General features: G+C 47.4%; 23 protein-coding genes and 1 other annotated feature. Of the genes, 10 read left to right on the top strand and 13 right to left on the bottom strand.

Features of this window, described 5'->3' with window-relative positions:
- Positions 1–106: 106 nt before the first annotated feature.
- From AC4G47_RS26460 to AC4G47_RS26440, 5 genes are all read left to right on the top strand, one after another.
- On the top strand, positions 107–1,390 hold the full coding sequence (locus tag AC4G47_RS26460; protein WP_336765478.1) for an ABC transporter substrate-binding protein: 1,284 nt from the start codon (positions 107–109) through the stop codon (positions 1,388–1,390).
- A gap of 138 nt (positions 1,391–1,528) precedes the next feature.
- Positions 1,529–2,431 carry a carbohydrate ABC transporter permease gene (locus tag AC4G47_RS26455; RefSeq protein ID WP_491103551.1) on the top strand — a complete coding sequence of 301 codons (903 nt, stop codon included), beginning with the start codon at positions 1,529–1,531 and terminating at the stop codon, positions 2,429–2,431.
- 2 nt (positions 2,432–2,433) lie between these two features.
- On the top strand, positions 2,434–3,273 hold the full coding sequence (locus AC4G47_RS26450) for a carbohydrate ABC transporter permease (protein ID WP_145326443.1): 840 nt from the start codon (positions 2,434–2,436) through the stop codon (positions 3,271–3,273).
- 97 nt (positions 3,274–3,370) lie between these two features.
- Entirely contained in the window at positions 3,371–4,579 is a 1,209-nt protein-coding gene (locus AC4G47_RS26445) for a rhamnogalacturonan acetylesterase (protein WP_491106806.1), read from the top strand.
- Between the two features lie 301 nt (positions 4,580–4,880).
- Complete coding sequence (locus AC4G47_RS26440) at positions 4,881–5,297, top strand: sensory rhodopsin transducer (protein WP_458125244.1); 417 nt, start codon at positions 4,881–4,883, stop codon at positions 5,295–5,297.
- 82 nt (positions 5,298–5,379) lie between these two features.
- On the opposite strand, the gene AC4G47_RS26435 is transcribed toward AC4G47_RS26440, so the two are convergent.
- From AC4G47_RS26435 to AC4G47_RS26415, 5 genes are all read right to left on the bottom strand, one after another.
- Entirely contained in the window at positions 5,380–6,540 is a 1,161-nt protein-coding gene (locus tag AC4G47_RS26435) for a Ger(x)C family spore germination protein (protein WP_491103550.1), read from the bottom strand.
- Positions 6,537–8,006: a spore germination protein gene (locus AC4G47_RS26430; RefSeq protein ID WP_491103549.1), complete on the bottom strand. Its 1,470-nt coding sequence runs from the start codon at positions 8,004–8,006 to the stop codon at positions 6,537–6,539. Before AC4G47_RS26430 ends, AC4G47_RS26435 begins: the two co-directional genes overlap by 4 nt.
- Positions 7,987–9,093, bottom strand: coding sequence for a GerAB/ArcD/ProY family transporter (locus AC4G47_RS26425; RefSeq protein ID WP_491103548.1), 1,107 nt, complete (start codon positions 9,091–9,093; stop codon positions 7,987–7,989). Before AC4G47_RS26425 ends, AC4G47_RS26430 begins: the two co-directional genes overlap by 20 nt.
- Before the next feature lie 73 nt (positions 9,094–9,166).
- Entirely contained in the window at positions 9,167–10,162 is a 996-nt protein-coding gene (gene trpS, locus AC4G47_RS26420) for a tryptophan--tRNA ligase (RefSeq protein WP_491103547.1), read from the bottom strand.
- A gap of 337 nt (positions 10,163–10,499) precedes the next feature.
- Positions 10,500–10,814, bottom strand: a binding site (T-box leader).
- Positions 10,815–10,841: 27 nt separating this feature from the next.
- On the bottom strand, positions 10,842–11,777 hold the full coding sequence (locus AC4G47_RS26415; protein ID WP_491103545.1) for a DMT family transporter: 936 nt from the start codon (positions 11,775–11,777) through the stop codon (positions 10,842–10,844).
- 168 nt (positions 11,778–11,945) lie between these two features.
- On the opposite strand from AC4G47_RS26415, the gene AC4G47_RS26410 reads away from it, so the two are divergent.
- Positions 11,946–13,346, top strand: a complete 1,401-nt coding sequence (locus AC4G47_RS26410; RefSeq protein ID WP_491103544.1) for an aminotransferase-like domain-containing protein — start codon at positions 11,946–11,948, stop codon at positions 13,344–13,346.
- Positions 13,347–13,431: 85 nt separating this feature from the next.
- Here the strand turns inward: AC4G47_RS26410 and AC4G47_RS26405 are convergent, their stop codons facing one another.
- A complete protein-coding gene (locus tag AC4G47_RS26405; protein ID WP_491103543.1) occupies positions 13,432–14,751 on the bottom strand; it encodes a glutamate-1-semialdehyde 2,1-aminomutase in 1,320 nt (439 codons plus the stop codon).
- Between the two features lie 132 nt (positions 14,752–14,883).
- The gene (locus tag AC4G47_RS26400; RefSeq protein WP_491103542.1) at positions 14,884–15,927 is read right to left on the bottom strand and encodes an LCP family protein; all 1,044 of its coding nucleotides are present in this window, start codon (positions 15,925–15,927) and stop codon (positions 14,884–14,886) included.
- 215 nt (positions 15,928–16,142) lie between these two features.
- Here AC4G47_RS26400 and AC4G47_RS26395 point away from each other — a divergent pair, with 215 nt between their 5' ends.
- The 4 genes from AC4G47_RS26395 to bcp are packed head-to-tail and all read left to right on the top strand — an operon-like array spanning position 16,143 to position 19,286.
- Positions 16,143–17,189, top strand: coding sequence for an ABC transporter ATP-binding protein (locus AC4G47_RS26395; RefSeq protein ID WP_458125253.1), 1,047 nt, complete (start codon positions 16,143–16,145; stop codon positions 17,187–17,189).
- A gap of 1 nt (position 17,190) precedes the next feature.
- Positions 17,191–17,985 carry an ABC transporter permease gene (locus AC4G47_RS26390; protein WP_036614077.1) on the top strand — a complete coding sequence of 265 codons (795 nt, stop codon included), beginning with the start codon at positions 17,191–17,193 and terminating at the stop codon, positions 17,983–17,985.
- Positions 17,986–17,990: 5 nt separating this feature from the next.
- Positions 17,991–18,776 carry an ABC transporter permease gene (locus AC4G47_RS26385; protein ID WP_458125254.1) on the top strand — a complete coding sequence of 262 codons (786 nt, stop codon included), beginning with the start codon at positions 17,991–17,993 and terminating at the stop codon, positions 18,774–18,776.
- A 45-nt stretch (positions 18,777–18,821) separates the two neighbouring features.
- Positions 18,822–19,286: a thioredoxin-dependent thiol peroxidase gene (bcp, locus tag AC4G47_RS26380; protein WP_491103539.1), complete on the top strand. Its 465-nt coding sequence runs from the start codon at positions 18,822–18,824 to the stop codon at positions 19,284–19,286.
- 111 nt (positions 19,287–19,397) lie between these two features.
- On the opposite strand, the gene AC4G47_RS26375 is transcribed toward bcp, so the two are convergent.
- The 6 genes from AC4G47_RS26375 to AC4G47_RS26350 form a co-directional block, all read right to left on the bottom strand.
- Positions 19,398–20,519: a GerAB/ArcD/ProY family transporter gene (locus AC4G47_RS26375; RefSeq protein WP_491103537.1), complete on the bottom strand. Its 1,122-nt coding sequence runs from the start codon at positions 20,517–20,519 to the stop codon at positions 19,398–19,400.
- A gap of 48 nt (positions 20,520–20,567) precedes the next feature.
- A complete protein-coding gene (locus tag AC4G47_RS26370) occupies positions 20,568–21,692 on the bottom strand; it encodes a GerAB/ArcD/ProY family transporter (protein WP_491103536.1) in 1,125 nt (374 codons plus the stop codon).
- A 21-nt stretch (positions 21,693–21,713) separates the two neighbouring features.
- Entirely contained in the window at positions 21,714–21,950 is a 237-nt protein-coding gene (locus AC4G47_RS26365) for a hypothetical protein (protein ID WP_491103534.1), read from the bottom strand.
- Positions 21,951–21,957: 7 nt separating this feature from the next.
- Positions 21,958–23,160 (bottom strand): Ger(x)C family spore germination protein, encoded by a 1,203-nt coding sequence (locus AC4G47_RS26360; RefSeq protein WP_491103532.1) that lies wholly within the window; start codon positions 23,158–23,160, stop codon positions 21,958–21,960.
- 20 nt (positions 23,161–23,180) lie between these two features.
- A complete protein-coding gene (locus AC4G47_RS26355; RefSeq protein WP_491106805.1) occupies positions 23,181–24,695 on the bottom strand; it encodes a spore germination protein in 1,515 nt (504 codons plus the stop codon).
- A 170-nt stretch (positions 24,696–24,865) separates the two neighbouring features.
- The gene (locus AC4G47_RS26350; protein WP_491103530.1) at positions 24,866–25,510 is read right to left on the bottom strand and encodes a DedA family protein; all 645 of its coding nucleotides are present in this window, start codon (positions 25,508–25,510) and stop codon (positions 24,866–24,868) included.
- Positions 25,511–25,537 lie beyond the last annotated feature (27 nt).

Genomic DNA, 25,537 nt, shown 5'->3' with positions numbered 1-25,537 from the left:
GGTCGTACATTTGCGAAAATGACATTAACAAGTTTGTGAAAGCGTTATCAGTAACAAAGAGGTAACGCTTCACACAACCATATCAACATAAAAAGGGGAGATTGGCATGGTGAAAAAGGCAATATTCCTGATGATGGCTGCATTGCTCGTGTTTACAGCGGCATGTAGCTCAGGTGGAGGAACTGAAGGAGCGTCTGGGGATGACTCGGTTACTCTGCGGATCGCTTGGTGGGGCTCGGATGCAAGGCATGAATATACACAGAAGGTCATCGACCTGTACAAAACGAAAAACCCGAATGTCAAAATCGACGTGGAATATGCTTCATTTGATGACTACTGGAAAAAACTTGCACCACAAGCAGCAGCAAATCAACTGCCTGACATCGTTCAGATGGATATTTCCTACATCAGCCAATATGCACAGAATGGTCAGCTGGAGGATTTGGCCCCTTATCTGGGTAACCAGATCAAAGTGGACGATGTATCCGAAAACGTTATTAGCACAGGTGTAATTAACGGTAAACAATACGGCGTACCTGCCGGTGTTAACGTTCTGGGCTTCCAATATGATCCTGCGCTGCTTCAAAAAGCGGGAGCCGATGCAATGCCTGAGAATATGACCTGGGAATCGTACGAAGCACTGGGTAAACAAGCCGCTGAGAAAGGTCTGTATTTGGATGGAGGCGTAGCTCCGGATATCTTCTTCCATTACTTCCTGCGTACCAAAGGACATTCCCTTTACAATGCAGAAGGAACGGGTCTTGGTTATGATGATGACCAATTGTTTGTGGAATTCTTCGGACTTATGCGCCGCATGATTGAACAGGGCGCAGCACCTACGCCGGATGTAGCCAACCAAACCAAAGGCATTATTGAGGAGTCAGATCTGGTGAAGGGTAAGGGCGTTGGCATCTGGCAATGGTCTAACCAGTTTGTAGCCGTACAGCAAGTAGCTGATCGTCCACTGGAGTTCGCTCCTATGCCTGGACCGGACATGGAGAAGGGTCTTTACATGCAGCCAAGTATGTATTGGGGTGTAACATCTAACTCCAAAGTGAAGGAAGAAGCAGCGAAATTCATTGATTTCTGGGTGAATGACGTGGAAGCGAACAAATTGATCAAAGGTGAACGTGGCGTACCGATCTCAGGAGCTATCAAAGAAGCTATCGCACCTGAGCTGAGTGATGCAACGAAACAAGTCTTTGAATTCGTAGCAGCCATGGAGCCTAAGGCTTCCCCGATGAGCCCTCCGCCACCTGTGGGTTCACCAGAAGTAATCTCATCGCTGGCAGATGTGGTTGAAGAGTTGAACTTTGGCAAGATCACAGCCGAACAAGCAGCAGAAACATTCCGCAAGAACGCCGAATCTGTACTTGCGAACAATAAATAATAGTTGAATGATGGCTTGCTCGTCCCACTGCAGGGATGGTCGGGAATGGGGCTACTCGCTAATGCGAGGGCCTTTCCCCGTCCAGATAACCGAAGCAAGGATTGGGGGCAAGCTGATCCATGAAGGAGGTTCGTTCCATTGAGGCAGTATTCGTCGTTACGTAGAAACTTAACCGGATATGCGTTTATTAGCCCGTTTATTATTGGATTCCTGGGCTTTACGCTAATCCCCATGTTTGTTTCCTTATATATGTCATTCACAAGTTATAACTTGTTCACTTCTCCACGGTGGATTGGGCTCGACAACTACACCAAAATGTTTTTTGATGACCCGAAATACTGGAACTCGGTCAGAGTGACGTTTCTGTATGTATTCATTGGGGTACCGTTAAGATTGATCTTTGCCCTCTTCGTAGCGATGGTCCTGAACACTGGCTCTCGTATGATTGGAACGTACCGGACGCTGTATTACCTGCCATCCATTATCGGTGGTAGTGTGGCCGTATCCATTATGTGGCGTAACCTCTTCAGTAATGAGGGCGTTATCAACAGCGCACTAACGGCAATCGGGATCGGGCCTATAAGCTGGTTTGGTGACCCGAATGCGTCTCTGGTTATGCTCATCTCACTGTCTGTGTGGCAGTTCGGTTCGTCCATGCTGATCTTCCTGGCTGGTCTCAAAAATATCCCCACTGAGATGTACGAGGCAGCAGGTGTGGATGGCGCGAATCCTATACGGAAATTTTTCAGCATCACCTTGCCACTGCTTAGCCCGATCGTCCTGTTCAATATGATTATGCAGACGATTGGAGCATTCATGACCTTCGTACCTGCTTACATTATCTCCAAAGGCGAAGGCGGTCCAATGGACGGTACGATGCTGTACTCCCTGTATCTGTTCCGTCAGGCATTTATGTTTAACAACATGGGGTATGCTTCGGCAATGGCCTGGATCATGCTCATCATGATCGGTATACTCACGGTAGCCGTGTTTCTGACATCCAAGTTCTGGGTGTTCTACGAATCTGAAGGAGGGAAGTGACGATGGTTTGGAGAAATGTAAAATGGCCCGTTTATCACCTGTTCGTTGCAGCTCTTGCCCTCCTGATGCTCTATCCCGTACTTTGGATGCTTTTCAGTTCATTCAAGGAAAGCCGTACGATCTTCGTTACCGCGGATACCCTGTTTCCTACCGAGTGGATCTGGAGTAACTATGTGGATGGCTGGAAAGGCACAGCGGGAAGACCGTTTATGGATTACATCACGAACTCACTTGTAATCGTGGTTATTTCCACCATCGGTGCCGTAATATCGTCATCGCTGATCGCTTTCGGTTTTGCCAGACTGAATTTCAAGGGACGCACGTTCTGGTTCTCCTTGATGATGTTGACGCTGATGCTGCCGCATGACGTGGTATTGGTTCCTCAGTACATCATCTTCACGAAGCTGGGCTGGCTGAATACCATCTTGCCAATCGTTGTACCAACATTCTTCGGAATGCCATTCTTCATCTTCCTGATGGTGCAGTTCATACGAACCATTCCGAAGGAGCTGGATGAGGCTGCAACCATCGACGGATGTAACAAATTCAGGCTTTATATTCAGATTATTATGCCGCTGATCAAGTCTTCTCTGGCGACAGCAGCGATCTTCTCCTTCTACTGGAGATGGGAGGATCTGCTCGGTCCGGTATTGTACCTGAACTCGCCTGAGAAGTATACCGTATCCATGGCACTGAAAATGTTCCTGGATAGCGAATCTGCTTCCAACTGGGGTGCAATGTTCGCGATGTCCATCGTCAGTCTGGTTCCAGTTGTAGCTGTGTTCTTCATCTTCCAGAAACAAATTGTTCAAGGAATGAGCACCAGCGGACTGAAAGGCTAAGCAGAATTTTCTGCCTCTTGCCCGAATGAACGTTTACGAAAGTTAAACAAGGAGGATGTTCCTTTTGAATAAAGCTCAGGGTAGTCAGGCCGTTGCCATGGAGGCAGCGGCAGAGGGCCAGGCAGTGTCCGTGACCAGCTGGAAGTTTAACTTTGGACCGGACTCGGGAAGAGCAGATGAGACAGAGGATTATCTGCAAGTGACTGCAGCAACCTCGTATGGGGATCGCGGAGGATATGGATTCGAAGCAGGTTCTCTGGTATATGAGAAACAACGGAGCGGTGATGACGATGTGTCGGATCCCACCAAACAATATCATAGCAATCAGGGGCAGACGACCGTGTCTGCCCGATTGCGTTCAAGCTTTTGTATTCCGCTCAAAGCATCGTTCATCGTGGATCTTCCCGATGGAACCTATCAAGTTTTACTTGTTACAGGTGATGAATTGGCCGAGACGGTAACCCGTGTGAAAGCCGGTGAAGGCAGGGTCGTACTGCCAACCATCCGTACACTTCCTGGGCAATGCGCAGAGGTCCGATTCTCGGTGGTTGTTCGCGGGGGCAGGCTCCGTCTGTCATTCTCTGGTCCTGCACCAAGAATTAATGCATTGGAGATTACTCTCGCGAATCAGACCATGACCGTATTTCTTGCTGGGGATTCTACCGTAACGGATCAGCCGGAAAGTGGATACCCGTATTGCGGTTGGGGTCAACTGCTGCCTGCACAGTTCAAACATGATGTGGCAGTGGATAATCATGCCCAGTCAGGCCGAAGTTCCCGCAGTTTTATTAATGAAGGCAGATTGAGCGTTATAATGGAGCGAATGAAGCCAGAGGATTTTTTGTTAATTCAATTTGGACATAACGATGAGAAGCCGGACCCTGAACGAGGGACGGATCCATTCACAACATATAAGGAGTATTTGAAAAAGTATATTGATGCTGCCCGGGAAGCCAAGGCTCGTCCGGTACTCGTGACCCCGGTGCATCGTCGCTATTTCGCGGACGGCGGCACATTGACTGATACTCATGGCGACTATATCATCGCCGTGCGTGAGCTGGCGGAAGAGGAAGATATTCCCCTGATCGAATTGGCTGAGCGGAGCCGTCTTCTTTTCGAGCAGGCGGGCGTGGAAGGCACCAAGGAAGACTTTATGTGGGTGCTGCCAGGCGAGTATGTGAACTTCCCGTCAGGCGTGGAGGATAACACGCACTTTCAGGAACGTGGCGCCCGTCGCCTTGCCCATCAGGTGGCAGAAGCCATCCGTGAGTTGCAATTGCAACCGCTGCAGATGTATCTGCGGTAGGTTCATGCCCTTAATAATTAAGCGAGTTAATTAAATAACGAGCCAGTAAAGTTGCCCAGCGAAAGAGCGAAGGCAATAATTTTTTAAATCAGTCCGGCGAGCGTAGCAGCGAAGAAGGGCGGAATCGGGTAGAGGGAGCGGAGCGTCCGCCTTTGGAGCGGGATTTCCCCTGCTGAGGGGGAATGAATAGAAATCCCGAGCCAACAGTGGCCCACAGCCCGATCCACCCGTCGAAGCGACTGCCCCGCGAGCCCTCACATTTTTAACCAGATTGCAATCGCAAAAGAGGAGGATGTATTCAATGACACCTGACCAGACAGATGCAGGCACGTCTGCCCGTAAGAACGCTTCAGCACCTACAGGTCACACCTACTGGGTTATTCCGGATGGCTACATTCCCCCAGAGAGCCGAGGTACACTTGAGAGTCATGAGAGTATCTGTGTCCTGAACACCAGTGCAACGGATGCAGAGCTGAGCATCACGATTTACTTTGAAGACAGAGAGCCACTTGAAGATATTGTTGCTGACGTGCCAGCGAGAAGGACGAAGCATATTCGCACTGCATCGCTACGATCCGGGGAGCAGTCTATTCCGCCAGGCGTGCCTTATGCGATTACGGTTTCGAGCAGCATCCCTGTTATCATTCAGTACAGCCGTTTGGACACGACCCAGCCTGAATTGGCTTTGATGAGTGTCATGGCGTACCCATCAGGATAACTTCGCCAATCGACAGCATAGCTGGAGATGGTAAGAAGCCCCGTAACCTTGCATCCAATGCAGGTACGGGGCTTCTTTTTCTTCATTTTTCGCTGTATTTATACGTGCTCGCATTCAGGATATCCACGTGGACCTCCACTTTACCAAGTTTAAAACGTTTGAGTGGATCCGCCCGGTTGTAGACTTCCTGTTTCCATAAGGGAAGGTTGTGGCGATATAAGTGTTCCACAAGACCATAGGAATCAATCATGCGTGACTTGGTTTTTTCGAACGTATCTCGGATTTGGGATTCGATCTGTTTCTCGGCTTCTTGTTCCATGGCATCTGGAGACCGAGGAGCCCCATGATCTTCGGTGATGGCGGTTTTGACCGAGGTAAACAGATCGAATGTGATGCCTTCTCCTTGTTTCCTCGCCTTGATTCTAGTCTTGGGATTTTGAAGCATCAGCGTCAAGTCTGGAGTCTTCTCACCGTTCCCATAAACATACAATGGATACTGATACACACGCTCATAATTTACTAATCGTGTACCATCTGCGTCTGCTCCTGCAACTCTACCCTGACTTGTGCCTTTGGATATCACATAAAATCCATCCATTCTAACAAGGGGTGGCGTTTTATCGCCGTTGAACCAGGTCTCGTTCCTCGTTGAAACCGAGGGTAAAAGAACGACGGAAGCCGGTTCCCGTAATCCATCGAGAAGCTGATGGAGCCGGATAGGTTCGTAACCGGAATGCTGTTTGTATAGCCTCATGGGCTCAAATAATTCAATGGTCTGGGCGGATTGGTTCAACAATGCAGAGGGAGAGAGTATATCCGGAATGTTATGCTCTGTAGCATAGATCCAGGGTGTATATCTTAATTGGCCTGAATGAAGAAGTGTGTTAAAGATATCCTCCAGTCGACCTTCCAGCACTTTTTTGGATAAAACAATAGCTTTAACATGAGTCCAGAGCGTTTGCTGCTGTGACGTTTCATACAAGTCGTTAATAGCCATACTCAGTGTTCTACCCTTGCCTCGTCCAGTCCATATATCCTTTGTCTCCCGGGAAGTTGGCGTTTCCTGTTTTGCAATACTGGAGAAGTCAATCAGTTGGGCATAAGCAATATACTGGTTGTCCACATAGTCAATTCCTATCGCCGTAATGAAGTTTATACTTTGCACCTCTTTGGAATCCCAGCACCCCGTTAGCAGGATTAAGCAGCTTAGAAGAAGGCCGCTTATGGATATCCATCTTTTCACGGACGTTTCCTCCGGCGGGTGGAATCCTGTGTATGAAGTGCAGCTGGACGCTGGGTTCTTTTCATGGAAGGGGGCATGGATACAGCCTGGGTGAAGTCTCCGGGAATGTAGGGAGAAACAGGCGTCAAGTAAGAAACTCCATAACATTCCAAGGATACGAGATGCACCAACAGGGCGAATAGTCCGATCATAAATCCGAATAATCCAAGAATGGAAGAGATGAGTAGCATCCCGATCCGGATATGGGCAGTAGCCCCGCTTAGCACAGTATTCACGAGAATATAGCTAGAGATGACTGAGATCGCTACCGTGACAATAATGGTAGGGGACGTAATCCCGGCGCGAATGGCAGCATCCCCAATAATAAGCCCGCCGACGACGCTGACCGTCTGCCCTAACGCACGTGGTAACCTACGCCCTGCTTCGTTAAATAGCTCGAACATAAAAATCATCAGGAACGCTTCCAGTGTCACCGGCATGGGCAGGCCCATTCGAGTACCAGCAATCGTTGCCAGAAGAGGCAGGGGAATCTGTTCCACATTGAAGCTGGTCAGGCCAATATAGAAGGCAGGAAAGAAACAGGCGATCAGCAGTCCGGAAATACGTAAAATCCGTTCAAAAGTAACGATGAAAAAGGGTGTACTCTCGTCCTCCGGAGACTTCAATTGATTGAAAAGTGTAGTTGGCGCGATGACCGCTACAGGAGAACCTTCGATCAAAACAGCAAAACGACCGTTTAATAGAGAATCAACGACAAAATCAGGGCGTTCGGTGTTATCTGTGAGTGGAAAGATACTGCGAACCCCTCCCATAACAGCCCGTTCCATGATTGAGGTGCCCAGAATGCCATCAATCTCAATCTGATCAAGATTGTGTCTTGCTTCTTTCAGGATTTCTGGATTAATAATATCTTTGATATATAGCAGACCAATGGCTGTCTGTGTACGACCGCCTTTTACGTATTTTTCATAACACATTGAGGATGTTTTCATTCGTTTGCGAATGAGAGCAATATTCACGGATAGCTCTTCGGTAAATCCATCACGTGGCCCTTTTACTGAAGACTCAAGGGCAGATTCCTCGGGACTACGACCGGGTATGCTCGCAATATCCATACTGAAAGACGGGCCCCCACTCCCCAAAAATATCAACAATTGCCCACTAAAAATCAAAAGATTTAGATTATCGACATTATTAAGGTCTTTCACCGGATTCAGTGTTAGTTCCGTTTCTTTAGGACGTGATTCTTCCATAAGCAAGGAATGCTGTTCCAGCCGAGGGATAATGAACTGATTGATTTGTTTGGCATCGACCAAACCGTCGCAATACAGCAATATCACTGGAAGCACCGTATCATCTTTGGCTGGAAAAGTCTGAATAACAACATCGGCGCAGGGATTGAATTGCTCTTTCAAAGAGGCGAGCAGTGTTTCATGGGACGTGGTGTCAATCTTTTGGTGCTCCATGATGTTTCCTCCTCTGATGGCGTGAACTGATGAATGCCACAATCGTTGCAATAACCGCCAGTCCGCTCAGATACAAGAGATTGAATGGGAATATGTAATGGACAAGCAGGTTCTCAAATGTTAAATCATCCAGACGGTATAACATGGTGACAATAAATAAGACACCTAATGAGATACAGCTGATGAGCTTTCGGGTGGCGCTCTTAATATTCCATATTTCTACCACAATATACATCGCAAGACTAATTCGAGTGAAAGATCCAGCGAGCCATTGATAGATGGAAAAAAAGTCGGTCTGAGCGATGTATTTTCCCAAAGAAGCAATTCGCCATTCTTCAAAAGCGGGATATCGCATTTTGGCAGCCTCATAAGGATTGAATTCCACAATTGCACCAATGAGTGGGCCGACGGTCAGTCCGACAATAATGAGTGCGAGCATCAGGTACTGCCATACACGTATACGTTTGGTCAGGTGAGGCTGTATGTACCAGAGGAACAATAGTTCAAACATGCCCGATAGACTGTATACCATGCCATGAAGAACGGAATGCCATCCATGTTCAAGCACAGGGAGGAGACGGCTGTAATCCTTGTATTGGGTATTCACGATTGCGACATAGAAGCCAAGCACCACCACAAGTGGCAGGATTAATCCTGCTGTAAATGCTAGAGAACGTATCCCTTTATAAGCCGCATAGGCACAGAGAGACATCAGGGCAATGCTTGTAACCAATACAGGTGTTTCCGTCAGGTAACTGGTTTTTGCCCAGGTGGTGGTATCGTGTAAAGTGAAATAGATGATGGACAGAAAAAAGAGGCTGTTTCCAATCCGTAATAGCAAGCCAAGAGGCTTACCCAGATGGGAAGTCAGCCAATCATGCAGCGTTTGGTGCTGGAGAAAACGAGAAACATAGGCAAGCATGAGCGCAAATACAAGGTAGGGTCCTGTAGACAAAAGAACAGAGATCCAGGAATCCCTTTTAGCCGCAGACAAGAGGGCAGGAATAATCAGAACGTGGCAGATTAGACCAACGGATAGCATGATTAACATCATGGCTTGCAAAAAAGATGGCTGTGTACGTTTCATGCTGAGGAGTCCCCTTTTCCCAATAGACTGTCCTCAGCAGTGTTAACGTGATTGAAGCCCTTCATACAGACACTTAAAGCTTAAAATACTGAATGCCCATGGCTTCTCGTACCTCCAGCATCGTTTCCCGGGCAGCATTCCTGGCTTTTCGGGTCCCTTCGATAAGAATCTCTTTCACTTGATCATTTCGCTGTTCATAATAATTCCGTCGTTCACGAAAAGGAGCAAGCAGATCATTGATGGCTTCACCTGCCATCTGTTTACAATCTTTACATCCAATCTTCCCTAGGCTGCAACAGGCATGTATTTCGTCTGCGTTCTCCTTGCGGAAAAGCTGATGATAGGCGAAAACAGGGCAGATATCCGGATGTCCTGGGTCAGAACGATGGATGCGGGCAGGATCCGTTTTGGCCTTGGTCAATTTGGCTTTTACATCTGCTGGACTTGCATTTAATGAGATCGCATTACCCATGCTTTTGCTCATTTTACCGACGCCATCCAGCCCACCAAGCCGCTCTCCGGTCAGAATGCGGGGTTCAGGCAGAATGGGAGCGTATAGCTCGTTGAATCGACGGACCAACTTCCGAGCTGTCTCAATATGAGGAATCTGATCTTCTCCTGCCGGAACAAGGGTTGCTTTGCAGAATGCAATATCTGCAGCCTGACTGACCGGATACCCCAGAAATCCGTAGTATAGATCCGTATATCCACGATCACGCGCTTCGCTCTTGATGGTAGGATTATGTCGAAGTGTATTGACGGTAACAAACATTGAGAAGATCACGGTTAATTCCGCAATTTCCGGAATCATGGATTGAATGAACAGGGTAGCCTTGTTCGGATTAATGCCTACGGCCAGGTAATCCAACGTGACTTGATGTACACTATCCGCAATCAACCCAGGTTGATCATAATGGGTGGTGAGAGCCTGAACATCTGCCAGTAAAATATACGTTTTGTACTCTTCCTGCAATTGCACCCGACTGCGCAGACTGCCTACGTAATGGCCGAGATGAAGCTGTCCGGTAGTCCGATCCCCTGTCAAAATAATATCGTTGTTTTTGTTCATGGTTTATTCTCCTTTGGTTGTGTGATTTGTCAACGTTGAGCTGTCGCCACCAGCCATCTTCCACGACCATCACCTCCTTTCAGCCTGAATCTTTATAAGTTGAACTAAAGGCTATTTACACTTGCCACTCCGATGACAGAACAACCTTCCGATCGCTGTTATCCCCCGATTTTTTGATTCAATTTTACAAAGGTGAAAATCTGGGGATAAAGGCGAACGCTCCGCTTCTTCAGGTTATTTCTGCCCTCTACGTTCTCGTGTAAATGTTTGGTTAACTTATATAGGTATTGGAATAAAAAAAGCTTCGTCCTTTATCCCGTTCCCGGCAGGGAACAGAATAAAGGACGAAGCTTATGCCTCGCGGTGCCACCTTCATTGGCCGCTCTGTTGCGGCCCACTTGAGGGATACGGATTAAGGCATCTACCAGAAGCGCGTTTACGAGCGCCTTTGCCTATCGATATCCTGTCCATGGATAACGGCTGGACATGCCGCCTCGCCTACTGAAAGTTTGTTTTCCTGGTACAGGATACAGACTCTGTTCAACTCGGAACTCCGAAGCCCATTTCCACACATCCGATGCACCGGCTTCCACCAACCGCCGGCTCTCTGTGACACCCTGACATGTGTACTTCTCTTCATCATCGCGAATAACAATAATTTACAATTTCCAGAATTATATCACGCTTTGATCCCACTGACCAGCCTATGTTTCCGGCCGCTCATATTGGTGCCGAGTACACCAGCGATGATTAGCAATGCCCCGATATAGTGGTAGCCACCAACCGGCTCATGCAGTATCCAAGCTCCGCCTACGATGGAGATGAGTGTGGACAGATTGCTGAATACGCTCATCTGGGATGCCTCCAGATGGGTTAGGGCATAGCTCGCGAGAAGGGTGGAGATCATGGTGGAGAGGATCGCGAGGTAAGCGAGTGCACCGAGATAGGATACGTCTCCAAGTGGTTGGATATAGTCCATCATGGAGCCGCTGGCAGCATGTCGGATCAGGGAAGCAGCGTTAAACACAATAGAGCCAACCATCAGTGTGACCCATGTTAATTCCATCGGTTTATACTTCTGGGTCAGTGGTCTCGCAAGCACACCATAACCGGCAAAGCAGACCGTGGATAGCAGCAATAATGCAATGCCCTTCAGGTTGCTTACAGATACGCCGCTTCCTTGCATCATGAAAATAAAGACCACCCCAGCGACAGACAGAAGCAGGAACATCTTCTGCATGGTGGATGTGCGTTCTTTCAAGAAGATCGAAGCGAGAACGAGTGTAAATACAGGGGCCATGGCCTGAATAATTCCCGCCTCCGATGAGTTCGACGACACAAGTCCAAAGGCTTGAAAGGCAAAAAATAAGACAGGAGACAGTAGGCCCAGTGGAATGATTCGCCACAGATCACGAAAGCTAAGCCGAATCTTGATCCAACCGAATATTACAGGAATGCTGACAACGATCAGCGACAGGGCGAATCGGTGGGCAAGCACATCAATCGGATGTGCTACAGTAACGGTCATTTTAACAAATAAAAAGGAAAGGCCGATTATGGCTGCGTACAGTACAGCTGCGATATAAGCGTATCCCCGAGTGTGTGCTGTGTTCATGAATGCTCCTCCAATACAGTAGTCATACCGTTTTATCTTTGATTGTCCTGAAACATATCAGGTTCGAGGCACGTGCTGGCCTTATTTAATATACTGCCGGGTGCATCGTGCTACAATAGATAAAAGTATAAATTGTAACGGTACAATTGTGGAAGAGGGGCGAGTGCAGTGAGAAAATACGAAGTGATTGCCGAAACATTAAAGCAGTGGATTCAGGAACAAATGTTGCAGCAAGATCGTCGGCAGTGGACAGACAAGGGCATTCGACTTCCAGCCGTTCGAGTTGTAGCAGAACAGTATCAATGCAGTGTAAGTACAGCGATTCGTGCATATGAGTGGCTGGAACAGCGGCATTTGGTGTATGCCATACCTCAATCCGGCTATTATGCCGTACAGAATGGGACAGGTGCTCAGGATATGGATTGGCAGGGGGCGTTGGACTTTGCTTCCGCTGCTCCCGATCCAAGGGTATTTCCTTATGCTGACTTTCGTCACTGTGTAGATCAGGCGATGGAGAAGAAGCAGGCGGAGCTGTTCATGTACGGCACAGATCAGGGATTACCTTCGCTTATTCTGCTATTACAGAAGCAGTTTGCGGATTATCAGGTATTTGCCAGATCGGAGCAGTTTTTCATCACATCAGGTGTACAACAGGCACTGGCTGTACTGGCGTTGATGCCTTTTCCCAATGGTAAGAAAAAAGTGCTGCTGGAACTACCGACCTATCACAATATGCCCTCCCTACTGAGTGGATTGAATGTGCCGATAGCAGGTGTGAGACGTGCTCTTGATGGGCTGGATTGGGCATCGCTTGAACGTCAGTTCGCTGAAGGAGATATCAAGTTTTTCTATGTCATGCCGCGGTTTCACAATCCAATAGGGACTTCATTGACTGTTGCTGAGAAGAAGAGACTGATCCGGCTTGCACAGCGGTATGATGTCTATCTGGTGGAGGATGATTATCTGGCTGATCTGGAGGACAACACGAAACAGGACCCGCTATGGTCCTATGATACAGAAGGTAGGGTAATCTATCTGAAAAGTTACTCCAAAATTCTGTTTCCAGGCCTGCGTATTGGCGTAGCTGTTCTGCCCTCACCTCTAATCCAGTCCTTCGGTGCTTATAAAAAAATGCTCGATATCGACACTTCCGTCCTGTCTCAAGCTGCTCTGGAGATTTATGTTCACAGCGGAATGTTTGCTCATCACAGGAAAGTGATTCGTAACCGCTATGCTGCCCGGATGCACACGGTGCATGGGCAACTGGAGGCATATCCAGACTTTACTCCATTTATGAACGCCCCTCGTACAGGAGGAGAGCACACAGTGCTACCTTTGGCGGGTGATATGCCAGTTCGTGTTCTGGTGTCCCGGCTCCAACAGCGCGGAGTCATCGTAGATACGACAGAACGGTATTATCCGGAGGCAACATATCAGATGCACCAGGATCAAATGCTTCGATTGAACATCTCCAATGTGCCCAAGCAGCGAATTGAAGAAGGGATGCTGAAGATCCGGGAGGAGATTTTAAAACTGCAAAGAACAACAAAAGGCGCCCACACAAGTTGATCACTTGTTGGACGCCTTTTTCGGTGAATTGCTAACCATCAACCAACCAGCTTGTACGCTAAATTGTTGATAGAATTCATTCGATTTATTCCTGAGCCATCGCCTTGAAAGAAGCTTCTGCCGCTTCCAATGTAGCTTGAACATCCTCGTCTGTATGAGCAGTTGTCAGGAACCAGGCTTCATATTTGGACGGAGCCAAGTTAATGCCACGGTCCAGCATGTGACGGAAGAAGGAAGCAAAACGTTCTCCGTCCGTATCTTGAGCATGATCGTAGTTTGTAACTGGGTGGTCACAGAAATGGGTGGAGAATGCACCGCGAATCCGGTTGATCGTCAATGCAATCCCATGACGGTCAGCTGAAGCTTCCAGACCTGCGGTCAGGTCTATAGCCAGACGTTCCATCTCTTCGTATACACCCGCACCTTGCAGGACCTCTAGACATGCGATACCAGCCGAGATGGATGCAGGGTTACCAGCCATCGTTCCTGCCTGATAAGCAGGGCCGAGCGGAGCAACCTGCTCCATAACGTGTTTGCGTCCGCCATACGCACCGATTGGTAGGCCGCCGCCGATAATTTTACCAAGAGCCGTAAGATCTGGTTCGATCTCTGCATGGTTATCGAGCCCGGCGTACGTCTGCGTAGAACCGTAATGGAAACGAAAAGCCGTAATGACTTCATCATAGATAACCAGTGAGCCGTTAGCCCGTGTCATGGCACAGAGGCCTTCCAGGAAGCCAGGTTCCGGCATAACCATACCGAAGTTACCAACGATCGGTTCAACCATGACTGCAGCAACATCGTCACCCCAGTGCTCCAGTGCAGCTTTGAGGGCATCCAGATCATTGTAAGGCACGGTAATGACTTCTTGTGCAATACTGGTTGGAATGCCTGCACTATCCGGTATACCCAGCGTGGACGGGCCAGAACCGGCAGCCACAAGTACGAGATCAGAGTGACCGTGGTAGCATCCAGCGAATTTTACGATCTTGTTGCGCTTGGTATAGGCACGAGCTACCCGAATCGTGGTCATAACCGCTTCCGTACCCGAGTTTACAAAACGTACTTTGTCCATGGAAGGGATAGCTTCCTTCAGCATTTTGGCAAGTTTGATCTCAAGTTCAGTCGGAGTACCGTACAGAACGCCATTTGCTGCTGCTTCCGTAATCGCCTGTGTAATATGCGGGTGGGCATGTCCCGTAACAATCGGTCCGTAAGCGGCCAGATAATCAATATAACGGTTGTCATCGACATCCCAGAAGTGGGCCCCTTGGGCTTTTTTCATAAATACAGGTGCACCGCCACCCACGGCTTTGAACGAGCGGGATGGACTGTTCACACCTCCTACAATATGTTCAAGTGCTTCTGCGTATAAAAGTTCGGAACGGGAACGTGATGTATTCATAAGATAACTTCCTTTCGTGATTCAAAATATAATAAAGTAACAAGCCATAGAAAGATATGATGATTTTCTCATAATGATATAGCCGGGCACAACGAGAGGGCAGCGTGATGGCTGCCCTCTGCATGTTTTACATTACTGAGCCGGTTGCTCTGACTTTTGATCGTCACCACTGGCTGTTTTGTCTTCGGTGCTGGTCGTACTATCATCCGTTGTAGCAGGTGGATGAATAATATCCTGAATATGCTGCTTCAGTTTCTCTTCATTCGTAACCGTCAATACCTGTGCTCCACCAGCTGTCCGTTCTTCTTTCAGCAGGTTCATTGGCGGGATTTGCTCACTACCGTTCATGCTGCTCTGGTAACCGAGGCCACCCAGCTTCCACATATCGGAGAGCGTCAGATTCGTATCCACGTAAGGATTAACCTGTTCCAGAATGGAAGGCAGCTTGGCAATGGTTGTTGTGGACTGCATTTTCGCCGTCACAGCTTTCAGTAATTCTCGCTGACGCTCGGAACGAGCGAAATCCGACATCGCATCATGACGGAAACGAACGTACATGAGGGCCGTTTCGCCATCCAGATGCTGATAACCTTTTTTGAGATCAATATCGTATTCATTATTGTCTGCTTTACTTGTATAATGCATGTCCTTCTCCACATCAAAATCCACGCCGCCAACGGCATCCACCAATTTGATGAATCCCTGGAAATCCGTATACACATAATACTGTACAGGAATACCAAGCAGGTCACCGGCAGCTTGCATCGCTGCGTTAGGTCCATGAGTAATCGCGGTGTTGATCCGCTCCTTACCGTAACCGTCAATATCGACGTATGTGTCGCGCAGAATGGAGAACAGATTAATTTTTTTGGTGAGTGGGTCAAGCGATACAACCATCATACTGTCGGAGCGGGGAACTTCACCTTTATTCAATCCGCGCGCATCGACACCCATAACGAGAATATTTACCGTTTCTGTGCCTTCCCATTTTGGAGGGTCAGGAGTATTTACTTTCTCCACATTTTCGATACCTGCGAATGGTGATTCATCACCGTCTTTTGCCAAACCGTCCAACTGATTGAGAATAGAACCGAAATAATATGCCGCTGCCCCACCGATAATTAACACGAAGGCGGCAAGAGAAATCCAGATGGTTCTCTTCGTCTTTCTGGTCATGCTAGCTCTCCTTTGTATTTGAGATAAAATATAAAATAAGTCCAAAGTTGTTTCTGGTATAATCTAGCCGAAGCCTTCCGCTCACGTCTCCATCGTCATCAGGCACAGGACGCGGCTCCAGACTATTTTTAAAGCTTGCTGAATTTTGACTGATACCATTATAATTTCTTTTTGGGCTACAAGCAATTTCAACAAAATCCAAGTGAGGTATAATCATGCTGGCGATTGATGTCAAAGATTTGCGCAAGTCGTTTAGCGTCCAGAAAAGCCGAGGTGGGCTTAAGGGCGCGTTCCAGGACCTGTTTGCACGTCAATACCAGGAGGTATTGGCTGTAAATGATATTTCATTTCAGATTCCGCAAGGCGAAATATGCGGATATATTGGGGAGAACGGTGCCGGTAAATCAACAACAATCAAGATGTTGACCGGCATTTTGGTGCCTACTTCCGGGCAAATATCGGTTGGTGGATATGTTCCGTATCAGGAACGGGAGAAGTTTGTACAGAATATTGGTGTTGTTTTTGGTCAGCGCAGTCAATTGTGGTGGGATATTGGCGTTATCGAATCCTTCCATTTATTGCGCAAAGTATATCGTGTAGGAGAGACCGACTTCCGCAAACGGTTGGATGAATTGGTTGAGAGGTTGCAGCTTCAGGATCTGTTAAGCCGTCCGGTACGGAAGCTCAGTCTCGGTCAGCGCATGCGCTGTGAGTTGGTAGCAGCCTTGTTGCATAACCCGAGTATTGTTTTTCTGGACGAGCCAACCATTGGTCTGGATATTGTCGTGAAGTCGGAGATTCGGGAGTTCCTGAAAGACATGAACAAAGAGCATGGGACAACCATTTTGCTCACAACCCACGATTTACAGGACATTGAAGCGCTATGTTCCCGGGTCATTATGCTAGATGCAGGCAACATCATCTATGATGGAGGTCTGGATCATCTGAAGTCCCAGTGGGGCAAGGAACGGGAAATCCGCTTCAAGTTCGGCTCGGGTCACAACATCAGTCAGATGCAGGAGTGGACTGCTGCGTTGCCTGTGCGTTGGACAGTAGAGAATGAATTGTCTGCATCCGTATGGATTCCACTGGAACTGAATGTTTCGGATGTACTTGGACGTGTCGTTGGACAGGCCGATATTACTGATATTCAGATTATTGAGATTAACACGGATGAGATTGTGCGCAGTATTTACCAATCCGGTTCCGCCGAGCGCCCTGAGATTGTGGGAGCAGGGAAAGAAGCGGTGGGTGTATCCTGAGATGAATAGTGCATTTATTGATTTTATGCGCATCCGTTTTCTAACGATGCTGGCATACCGGGTGAATTATTACTCCGGCATTTTGATATATACGCTGAATATCGGCGTGTATTACTTTACCTGGCAAGCCATTTACGGTAGCAGTGGTGAACTTGGTGGCTTCACGGCAGCGCAGATGACCACATATATCGCCGTATCCTGGATGGCACGTGCCTTTTACTTCAACAACCTGGATCGCGAGATTGCCGCAGACATTCGTGATGGCTCGATTGCGATTCAATTCATAAGACCGATCAACTACGTTATGGTCAAAATGATGCAAGGTCTTGGCGAAGGCATTTTCCGCTTTCTGCTCCTCATGATTCCGGGGATGCTCATTGCCATTCTGCTGTTCCCGGTTGAACTGCCTACGGCACCATCAGCGTGGATTGGCTTTCTCGTCATGCTGTTCTTCAGTTTCCTCATTAATTCCCAGATTAATGTGATAACGGGACTGGCGGCATTCTTTGTGGAAAATAATGAAGGCATGATGCGCATGAAACGCGTCGTGGTCGATTTGTTCTCCGGTCTGATCATCCCGATCAGCTTATATCCAGGCTGGATGTCTGCGGTGATGAAAGTATTGCCTTTTCAGGCCATTACGTATCTGCCCGGTTCCGTGTTCACTGGAAGAGTGGAAGGTACAGCCATCTGGAGTGTGCTCGGTATTCAGGTGTTCTGGTTTGCCGTGCTGCTGCTTCCGATGGTACTGATCTGGCGTAAGGCGCGCAAGCGTCTGTTCGTGCAAGGGGGATAACAGATATGTACTATATGGGTTTGATCTGGGAATATTTGAAGAACTACATGAAAACACGACTTACGTACCGTGCCGACTTCTGGGTGGAGATCCTATCGGATCTGCTGTTTCAGGCGACCAACCTGATCTTTATTTTTGTGGTCTTCCGTCATACGGATAACCTCGGCGGCTGGAGTGAGAGCGAAGTACTCTTTGTATATGGATATTTTATGGTGCCCTATGGCATCTTTAGTTGTTTTATCAATCTGTGGGGATTCAGTGAGCGATATATCGTCAAAGGCGAGATGGATCGGATCTTGACACGCCCTGCACATAACCTGTTCCAGATCTTGCTTGAAAATGTAGACCCGCCTGCACTCGTGGGCTCCCTTATCGGCTTGATCATCATGATCTTCAGCGGAGCAGAGATGGGTCTGATGCTGGAGTGGTGGCATATTCCTGCCTTGATTATTTTGGCACTCAGCTCTGTAATGATCTATGCCGGCATCTACACCACATTAACTTCACTGTCCTTTTATTCGGACGCGCCGACAGGTATCCTGCCGTTGATGTATAACATTCAGGGGTATGGACGTTACCCGGTAACGATCTATAACCGTGCCATTCAGGTGCTGTTAACCTGGATCATTCCGTTTGCCTTTGTGGGAATCTATCCTGCAGCATTGTTTCTGGAGAGGTCCGAGATGCATCGTATGGCGCTGCTTACACCTGTAATGGGGTTGGTGTTTGGCTCCATGGGCTTACTTCTATGGAATTATGGCGTGAAGCGGTATCGCGGAGCAGGATCATAATAACGCTCTAATAATAATTCAGGGACGAGACTAGGGGGAACTGACATGACGTTAACTGTAGGCCAATTGGCACCGGATTTTGTGCTTCCGTCCAGTACGGGAGAACCGGTAAAGCTTTCAGATTACCGCGGACAGCGGGTAGTGCTTTATTTTTACCCCAAGGATATGACGTCGTCCTGTACGCAACAGGCTTGTGATTTCCGGGATCGACATGCTGAATTTGAGGGACTGAACACGGTCATTCTCGGGATCAGTACAGATCCGATGAAACAGCATGATAAGTTTATTGCCAAATATGGACTGCCGTTCACTTTATTATCCGATGAAGAGCACGTCGTAGCTGAGCAATACGATGTATGGCAGCTCAAGAAAATGTATGGCAAGGAGTACATGGGCATCGTACGCTCCACTTTCTTGATTGATGAAGAGGGGACTTTGATCAAGGATTGGTCCAAAGTTCGGGTCAAAGGACATATTGAGGCTGCACTTGAGGCTGTGAAGGCCATATAGGCTGCCAGTTAAATATTCACAAACCATTAAAAGGCTGTGCTCGCGGAAGTTGCCGTGAACACAGCCTTTTGCATATCCGCATTCCGAGTACTTCAAAAATGCTGCTTTTGCTTAAGAAAGTATGCGATCCGAGGGTGATGGTTTGCTTTTGCGTGAACGAATGCGATATACCAGCAAGAGGAACAAAGGAATGATGAAGCTGACGGTGATATTCCAGTCTACCCATACAGGCATGATCGTATCCGTATAGAAAATAACATTCGGAGCAATCAGGACACCCAGGGCAAATAACAGCAGGGACGAAGGCAGAATGAGAGGCTTATACGTCTTTAATCGAAATAATTGTGCTGTTCCCAGCACAAAGGCAAATAGATACAGCAGACTTTTGAAATAGGTAGAGATCAACCAGGCGATAGCCATGAATGCTTCAATTCGTTCGAAGAAATTACCGATATTAATTTTCTGTGAAAGGGCGTATGAGATATAGATGCTGTGCTGCGTCAATGTAGGTCCCATCACCATAAGCGAGAGGAGCAATAGCAAGCTTAACAGTAATCCTCCAAAGAGAGTAGCGAGCAAGAAATCCCGTTTGAAATGAGGCCCCGGATTTACATAAGGGAGAAACACGGATAGAACGATAAGTTCGCCAAAAGAGGTAAACGCTCCGCGAATCATTGACTCTACAAGATGTATCCAGGGAATGTCAAAGTATGGCTGAAGATTAGCACTTTTGGCTTGAGGAAGAAGCCCCAGGAAGAGAAAAGCTATAAATACCACAACGATGGGGGCTAACAGTTCGGAGCTTAACCCTATCGTACGAAAACCATGAATTAGCCCCCAGGCTAGAGAACATATGATCATCAGAATAATGACACGGATAGGGGTCTTTAGATAGATCTGGGTTGTCATGAAGTCACCGACCTCACGGACACATATGGCTGCGCCTATAGCGAAATAAAATAGATAGGCAACTGAAAGTACGGAACCAACCCAGGTCCCAAGTAACTTGTTACATATTTCAAAAAGGGACAACTGTGGATGTGTTCGATGCAGTTTATATAGAACCCACATGATACCAAGACCGATTGGCAAACCAACGAGAGAACAGAACCATGCGTCCTGTTTGCTTACTGCGGTAACGAGAGAAGGGTAGATTAGAACCATATCTCCCATCATAACCAGGAAGGTGAGCAGGGTGAACTGCCGAATTGTGAGTTTTTCCTTCATCAACATGTCGTTCTGCCCCTTCCTTTGGATTTATGCCTACAGCTCCCTCCAAAATTATCCTTCTGTGGTTGGTTGAGCTTGCGCATTGGATTTTCTGCGGGATTTCACTAACGCGATTAGAATCAGGATACCCGGAAGAATGATGCCTAGCGTGGTGTCCCAATCTACCCAGTACGGAACGATGGTAATGATGATAAAAGTCAGACTGGGCGCGACGAGATTGGCCATTCCGTAAACGAGCAGTGTCGATGGCAGAATGAGCATTTTAAAATGCTTTAGCTTGAAGAGTTCTGCGCACCCGACTATAAAGGCGTATAAGTAAATCATTGCTTTGAAATAGGTAGAGATAAGCCATGAGCAAGCCATGATCACCTCGATTCGTTCGAAGAATCCGGCGATGCTAATCTTCTGAGACAGAATAAAAGAAGCGTATATATTATGTTGGGTTAGAAAAGGGCCGAGCACGAGCATGGATATGGTAACCAGAACGGCAAGGATCAGATTGCCGATCCCTGCTGTAATGATAATATCACGCATGCGGTGAGTGCTTCTCTCGACGTAGGGCAGGATCATCAAAATGGGAATGGTCTCGCCAATTGGATAGATGATACTCACCAGAATACCTTGCGCTATGGAGACAACGCCAGTGTCCGTTACTGGCTTGAGGTTACTGGTTTCTACTTGAGGAAGGAGACATATGGCAAGTATCACGATGAACAGTATAATGATGGGCATAAGCAATTCACTGGTTCTTGCGAACGTTTCCAAGCCATGATATACGCCCCATCCTATAGCAATAACAAATATAAGGATGATCACACGAATAGGGGTGTGCTGAAAGATTTGGGAAGTCATGAAATCCCCGACTTCCCGGGTATGTGTAGATGTACCAATCATGAAGAAGAACAAGTAGAAACAGGATAACAGGGTGCCTGGCCAAAAACCCAAAATACTTCGGGAAATCTGTACCAGATTTTCCCCTTGATGCATACTGCCCAATTTCATAATCATAGCCATGAGAGCCATACCGATTGGAACGCCAATAAGAGCACAGATCCAGGCATCCTGCTTGGCATAGGACGTGATAACGGAAGGGTAGATCAGCATCATATCTCCAACCACCAACATAAATGTAAGGGTGGATAATTGTCTTGTTCCGATCCTTCCCTTTTCAAGCATGATATGCCCCTCCTTTATCTCCTAAGTTCCAGTCAGTCGTGCTAATATATGGTTCACTGGGTCGTAGATCCACATGATGATATAGAGTGGACTAGGGAACTCCCACAGATTGGAAGCTATAACGCCGAACGCCGTTGCGGTGAGAAGCATTACACTGTATACGGCCGTTTCTCGCCACTCTTTCCGGTGAATGAGATCTGGAAGATCAATCCAGCCAATCATAGCTGCTACGACGATAACTGCAAGTGTAATCAGCACGCTTCCCTCACTCCTTCATTTCATTTCTGAATGAATCATCCAGTGTACCTACACGTTTTATTTGCACGTTGGCTTTGTATTTGATATCCAGTTCTTCAAAATGCTTGTCCCACTCATTTTCTATCTTCTTGAAGAACTTGGGATCTGCATGGTACACTTCCTGTCCAAAACCAAATATATCGACATTGAATTTGCGTTTTACTGAATTGACAGAGTTCTGCATCAGTTCAATTAACCGTTCTTCACTATCGGCTTCAAGTTCTTTGAGAACTTTCATCGAACCAATCTTGATTCCACATTCAACTGCACCGATGGACGAGACATTCTTGAGATCAATGTGGATTACAGGTTTACCATTTACGATTTCCGCTTTTCTTTTTGTTGTTGTGCGTAGTTCCTTAAACGTCACGTTGCCCTTCTTGCGACAAGGCATATGGCTGACCGTTGATACTACATTGTCACGGATATAGTTGTATCCTTTGGATTCATCCTCCGTTAACCAGCCGATTAGCTTGTCTTTCTTGAATACACTCAGTCCCGTCGTGTTGAGGCGAGCTGGCGACCGGATGGTGGATATGTTCTCTTTATTCCCACTTTGGCCTTTGGGACCGAGGATCTCTACCCCCGTAATTACGGGTTGGATGCCAGGCGATATCATGAACCCCAGTAATTCATCCCCGGTTACCGTGGTAGTGGGAGACCAGGTCTTGGAAGATATATCGAGAGAGTTAAACATTTTTTCAGCTGGAGTATTATCTAAAGGGGTAAGCACGTCAAGCAGCTGGGAAGCAGTAGTATTTTTGGCAACCAAGACGTAATAATCAGGTCTTGCTGTAGGCTCACGCATTAACGCCTCAATAACATCATATATTCCGTCCTTGCGTGCATATTCTTCGCCAAATACCAGAACCCGGATATGTGCAAGGAAGATTCTGCGCGGGCTGATTTCCGTTAATTTCTGAATGGCTTCGAACAAGGTTGTAGCGGATGCTTCGTACTGTGTAACGGGTGTACCTTTCCCTCCCCCCGCCTTGGAAGATACCTCATTTGGAACTACGACCTGAGCACTGACTTTAATCATATCTCCATCTTTGTCCACACCGAGACCAAGCATAATGCCCAGTTCATTCAGTTCCTGCCGATCCCAGCATCCGGTAAGGAGAGGAAGCAGAATGGCACAGGATAATATTAAGCGTAAGCATCTATACATGGTGTGCGCTCCTTACCGAATTAACGCTTCGTTTTTTTGGTGGACTGTCTAACTTCATTTGTTGTGCTGGTAGAAAGCGGACGAGTTTTCATATGGGACCAGGGTACACGAAAGATCGTATCTTTGAGGTCTTTCTGAATAAAGGGTGCCAAAGGAGACATATATGGTACCCCGAAAGAACGCAAGCTGCAAAGGTGGGTTACAGTAATTAACAGTACAATCAGGATGCCATAGAATCCGAAGGCAGCGGCCAAGATCATCAGAACGAACCGCAACATGCGTACCGAGATGGAGAGCCCATTTTCCGGAATGACATAACTGGATATCGCAGTGATGGATACGATAATGACCATTGCAGCGGATACAACCCCAGCATCTACCGCGGCTTGACCAATAACAAGCGTACCCACAATGGACACAGCCTGACCGACCGTCTTCGGTATCCGAATGCCCGCTTCTCGCAGAATCTCATAGGTTAGCTCCATCAGTAGGGCTTCAATAAAAGCGGGGAAAGGTACGCCTTCTCGCTGAGCCGCCAAACTGATTAGAAGGTTGGTAGGAAGCATCTCCTGATGGAAAGTGGTAATGGCAATATAAAAGGAGGGAGAGAGCAAGGCGATAAAAAAGGCCAGATATCGGATCAATCGGATCAGTGTACTGATATCAGCTCGCTGATAATAATCCTCAGGTGACTGAAAGAAATGAACAAACAAGGCGGGAACAACTAAAACAAAGGGTGTCCCGTCGACAATGATTGCAACCCGGCCTTCCAGCAGTGCTGCGGACACGGTATCGGGTCGTTCGCTATTATATACTGTTGGGAAAATGGTCCCTGTCTTATCCTGAACCAGCTCTTCAATGTATCCTCCCTCGAGAATGCTATCGATATCAATCTCATCCAGTCTTCGCCTTAGTTCCTGCACAATCTCCTGATCCACGACATGTTCCAGATAGAGCACAGCAACTCGGGTCTTGGTAACTCGACCGATCTCTCTTTCTTCGATCCAGAGATGTGGATCTCGGATTCGTTTTCGAATTAATGAAGTGTTGGTACGCAGATTCTCATTAAAGCCTTCCATCGGACCCCGAACGACAGTCTGGGAGACTGGTTCCCCGATGGACCGGTCTTCCCAACCGGCTGCACCGATTTTCAGCCCTCGTACAGAACCTTCAAGCAGAAGTACGGCTGATCCCGACAGCAGGGCATTCAGCACTTCATCCATATCATTGACGATCAGGACATCACTTGCGATCAGAACATCATTTTGGAGGTAACTCAGATGTTCATCATCCGCTGAAAAATCAGGAAGATCACGTTTATGTAATAAGGATTCCATGATGGAGTGATTCAGAATTTGTACATCCACCATTCCATCGATAAACAGCATGACAGCAGGCCATTTATGCAAACATTGCAGAGGACGAATCATTAAGTCGTTGCTGTGTCCCATCACTTGCTTGCAGTACGTTGTATTTTCATTCAGATTTGGAGAGATTTTCTTCAGATCTTGGCCGTCCTGTACCGATGCACTCATCATGTATCCTCCTTATACATCCTATATTTGCAAGTTAGTATGACCTGGATGAATTCGGATTATCACAAAAAAGAATGAAAGGTTCTCCCTCCGTTTGGATAACACCAAAAAGGAGCCGCGATGACATGCGGCTCCTTACTTGAAATTAAAGATAGACGTTCATTCGGAATTTACTTTTGTCTTTGTCGAACAGGGGCAGGCTTGGATACGGATCTTGCTGCCCATGCTTTGCGGTAACGGTAGAGCACAGCCCCGATGAGTAATAGGCCTATTCCTCCCACGATATATGCTGCATATTGATGAGCCAGATGGAATACGGCATTCCACTGGGGGCCAAATATTTTGCCAATGCCCAGAAATAGCACAACCCAGAACAGCGCGCCTGAATAGGCGTAGAGGGCGAATTTGCGAAAAGGAACCGCGGCTATGCCCGCGAAATATCCAGTGAAATGCCTTACCCCCGGAATGAAATAACCGATGAAGATCAAGGCATTCCCATACTTGCCAAACCACTTTTGTGTTTTATCGAGCTTGTCCTGCTTCAACAGAAACCATTTTCCGTACCGAGTGATGAAGGGCAGACCTGCTTTGGCTCCAATAAAATAAGTAATTGTCATGCCAATCGTCGTTCCCAGAAAAGCCAGTATGGTGAGGATTCCGAAATCGAGATGTCCTTTGTAGGAGAGAAATCCGGCGTAAGCCATCGTCGTTTCACCCGGAAAGGGGAGTGCGATGAATTCAAGCAACAAGCCAAAAAACAATACGCTGTATCCGTAGGACCCAAACAAATGTTGGATCTTCTCAAGCAATTCCAATAGATTTCACTCTCCTGAAAACGGGGT

It is taken from the genome of Paenibacillus sp. Negev47, assembly GCF_058313655.1.
Note: the sequence above shows the minus strand (reverse complement) of the source record. Positions and strands in the feature narration are given on the sequence as shown.